The organism is Microbacterium umsixpiens (assembly GCF_053543675.1).
On the sequence record NZ_JBLVOH010000231.1, the window covers coordinates 8,511 to 11,689 of the forward strand.

At 67.4% G+C, this 3,179-nt stretch carries 4 protein-coding genes and 1 tRNA gene; 1 reads left to right on the forward strand and 4 read right to left on the reverse strand.

The window, feature by feature from the left end:
* Positions 1-922: non-homologous end-joining DNA ligase (ligD, locus tag ACNPM4_RS19460; RefSeq protein ID WP_448986865.1), on the reverse strand; the 922-nt coding region annotated here is incomplete at its 3' end.
* 58 nt (positions 923-980) lie between these two features.
* Here ligD and ku point away from each other — a divergent pair.
* Positions 981-1,790: a non-homologous end joining protein Ku gene (ku, locus tag ACNPM4_RS19465; RefSeq protein ID WP_029262512.1), complete on the forward strand. Its 810-nt coding sequence runs from the start codon at positions 981-983 to the stop codon at positions 1,788-1,790.
* Positions 1,791-1,822: 32 nt separating this feature from the next.
* On the opposite strand, the gene ACNPM4_RS19470 is transcribed toward ku, so the two are convergent.
* The 3 genes from ACNPM4_RS19470 to ACNPM4_RS19480 all read right to left on the reverse strand — a co-directional run bounded on the left by ACNPM4_RS19470 (position 1,823) and on the right by ACNPM4_RS19480 (position 3,081).
* Positions 1,823-2,602: a DedA family protein gene (locus ACNPM4_RS19470; RefSeq protein WP_372469395.1), complete on the reverse strand. Its 780-nt coding sequence runs from the start codon at positions 2,600-2,602 to the stop codon at positions 1,823-1,825.
* Between the two features lie 96 nt (positions 2,603-2,698).
* Positions 2,699-2,780 (reverse strand) — tRNA-Leu (locus ACNPM4_RS19475).
* An 85-nt stretch (positions 2,781-2,865) separates the two neighbouring features.
* Positions 2,866-3,081: a hypothetical protein gene (locus ACNPM4_RS19480; RefSeq protein ID WP_448986866.1), complete on the reverse strand. Its 216-nt coding sequence runs from the start codon at positions 3,079-3,081 to the stop codon at positions 2,866-2,868.
* Between the last annotated feature and the right edge of the window lie 98 nt (positions 3,082-3,179).

Genomic DNA, 3,179 nt, shown 5'->3' on the forward strand with positions numbered 1-3,179 from the left:
CCGCGGGCGGCGGCGGCGGCGTCGACTCGACGGCGTGGGGTCGAAGGCTCGCGAGAGGATCCATACCCGAAGCCGACCTGTTCAGAACCTGTTCGAAGTCGAGCTGCGCCAGGGTGGGGTCGTCGAGCTCCTCCCAGGTGCGAGGGGCGGCGACCCAGGGGCGTGCGCGACCACGAAGGGAGTAGGGCGAGATGGTCGTCTTCTTGCCGTTGTTCTGGCTCCAGTCGAGGAAGACCTTCCCCCCGCGCACCGCCTTCGACATGACGCTGGTGGCGAGGTCGGGGTGATCGTTCTCGATCAGGCGCGCGAGTTCCTTCACGACGGCGGAGATCTCGTCGCTGGTCTGCTCGCCCGGCAGAGCCGCGTACAGGTGGATGCCCTTGCTCCCACTCGTCACAGGGAACGGATCGAGTCCCATGTCGGTCAGGATGACGCGGGCGAACCGGGCGACCTCGGCGCACTGCGCAAGACCCACCCCGGGCCCGGGATCGAGATCGAGGACGAGACGATCGGGGCGACCGGGCAGCCCGTCCGGGGCGAAGCGCCATTGCGGCACGTGCAGTTCGATCGCCGCGACCTGGGCGAGCCACACCAGGGTGGGCACGTCCTCGACCAGCGGATACTCCTTCGGGCCGTCGGAATGCTGGATCGCCTGCCGCGGAATCCACTCGGGCGCCCCGGGTTCGAGCTGCTTCGTGAAGAACGCATCGGCCGGAGCATCCGCGGTTCCGACTCCCTCCACCCAGCGCTTGCGGGTCACCGGACGACCGTCCAGGAGAGGAAGGAGGAGGGGGGCGATGGTGCTGTAATAGGCGATGACCTCACCCTTGGTGGTGCCGGTCTCGGGGTACACGACCTTGTCGAGGTTCGTCACGCGCAGACGACGGCCGCCGACCTGCACGACCTGCCCCTGTCCGACCATGCAGCCAGCGTAGTCAAGGGTCTGGCCGCGACGGTGTCGGCTGGTGTTCACTGGTCACATGAGAACGATCTGGAAGGGCGCGCTGACGTTCGGCCTCGTGAACGTGCCGGTCAAGGTGTACTCCGCGACCGAGGACCACGACGTGCCGCTGCATCAGGTGCACGAGAAGGACGGCGGGCGCATCCGCTACCAGCGCACCTGCGAGGTGTGCGGTGAGACGGTGGCCTACGCCGACATCGACCGCGCCTACGTCGAGGAGGGGCAGACCGTCGTGCTCACCAAGGACGACCTCGCAGCCCTCCCTGCGGAGAAGAGCCGGGAGATCGACGTGGTCGAGTTCGTCCCGTCCGACCAGGTCGATCTGCTCACGCTCGACAAGCCGTACTACCTCGAGCCCGACTCGAAGTCTCCCAAGGCGTACGTGCTGCTGCGGAAGACCCTGGAGCAGACCGATCGCACCGCGATCGTGCGGTTCACGCTACGGCAGAAGACGAGGCTGGCGGCGCTCCGCGTGCGGGGCAAGGTGCTCGTGCTGCAGACGCTCCTATGGGCCGACGAGGTGCGCGAAGCCGAGTTCCCCGCGCTGGACGAGGACGTGCGGATCTCGAAGAAGGAGCTCGAGCTCTCGGCATCGCTCGTCGACAGCTACTCGGCCGATTTCGATCCCGAGGAGTTCGTGGACGAGTACCAGAAGGAGCTGCGCACCCTCATCGACGCGAAGATCGAGGCAGGCGACACGTTCGACGTGGCAGAGACCTTCGGCGAAGCCGAGAAGGCGGCCGAGGGCGGCGAGGTCATCGACTTGATGGAGGCGCTCCGCGCCAGCGTCGCGCGCACCAAGGAGGAACGCGCCAAGAACGCGGGCTGAGAGGTCGGCGCCGCGGTGGCGGCGCCGGGAACTCAGTGCTTGCCGTCGCCGTCCAGGTCGGGCGCGCGGTCGAACACGTCGGCGTCCAGGACGAGCTCCTGCGCCTCCTCGGCATCCGTCACGACGTCTTCACCGGCCGCTGCAGCCTTCTTCGCCTTGTGGCGCTCGGAGAGATAGTGCCAGAGGGTCACGAGCGCGGTGCCGCCGACCGCGGCGAGGAGGATGAGGTCGATGTAGCTCTCGACGAACTCGGCGACCGGCGGGATGAACCCGATGAGGTAGCCGAACATCGTGAGCCCGAATCCCCACAGGACCGCACCGATCAGGTTGTAGAGCGTGTACTTGCGCCACGGCATGTGGCCGACGCCGGCGGCGACGGGAGCGAAGGTCCGCACGATCGGTACGAAGCGCGCGAGGATCACGGTGATGCCGCCGAAGCGCTCGAAGAAGGCGTTCGTGCGTTCGACGTTCTTCTTACTGAAGAGGCCCGACTCCTTGCGCTCGAACACCGCGGGTCCGCCCTTGTGGCCGATGACGTATCCGACCTCTCCGCCGACGAACGCGGCGAGGCCGATGAGGAGGGCGACCCACCAGACGCTGATGCCGAAGACGCCGTGCTCCGAGCCCGCGATCGGGTGCGAGAGAAGTCCTGCGATCACGAGGAGGGTGTCGCCGGGGAGCAGGAATCCGACGAGCAGACCCGTCTCCGCGAAGACGATGAAGCACACGACGAGCAGTGCCCACGGACCGGCGGTCCCGATGATCGTGGCGGGGTCGAGCCAGGGGATGAGAGCGGTCGGCGCGTGCAGCATGGTTTCGAGCACTGGGGGAGTCCCGTCGGTCGTGATTGGTCGGCGGTAGAACAGAGCGATGTCGTGGCGGCCTGAGATGGCTGCCGTCGTCTCTCGTGCGGAAGGTGGGACTTGAACCCACACGCCCTGGGGCACAGGAACCTAAATCCTGCGTGTCTGCCAATTCCACCACTCCCGCGCGGTGGAATCAGTCTACTGACCGCTGAAACCGCGTGTCTGGGGATCAGCCCGCAGTTCGCCCCCGCCGACCGACGGGCCGCGCGTCACGCTTGCGGAGTCGAGGGCGGAATGCCGGGCTCCGACGGGTTCGGCGCGAGAGGTTCTTCGGGGTTGGGGGCCAGAGGCTCCTGAGGATTCGGCGCCAGCGGCTCCTCGGGGTTCGGTGCCAGTGGCTCTTCCGGGTTCGGGGCGAGCGGCTCCTCGGGGAAGAGCGGGGATGGCTCGTCGGGGTTCGACGGGGAGGGAGTGGTGTCGGTCATGTCGGTGTCCTTTCGCTGAGATCACGTCATTGCATCGCGAGTTCAGCAGGGGACGGCCACGGTGTCTGCTCCCTTGCGCGACGGCGACGGATGTGGTG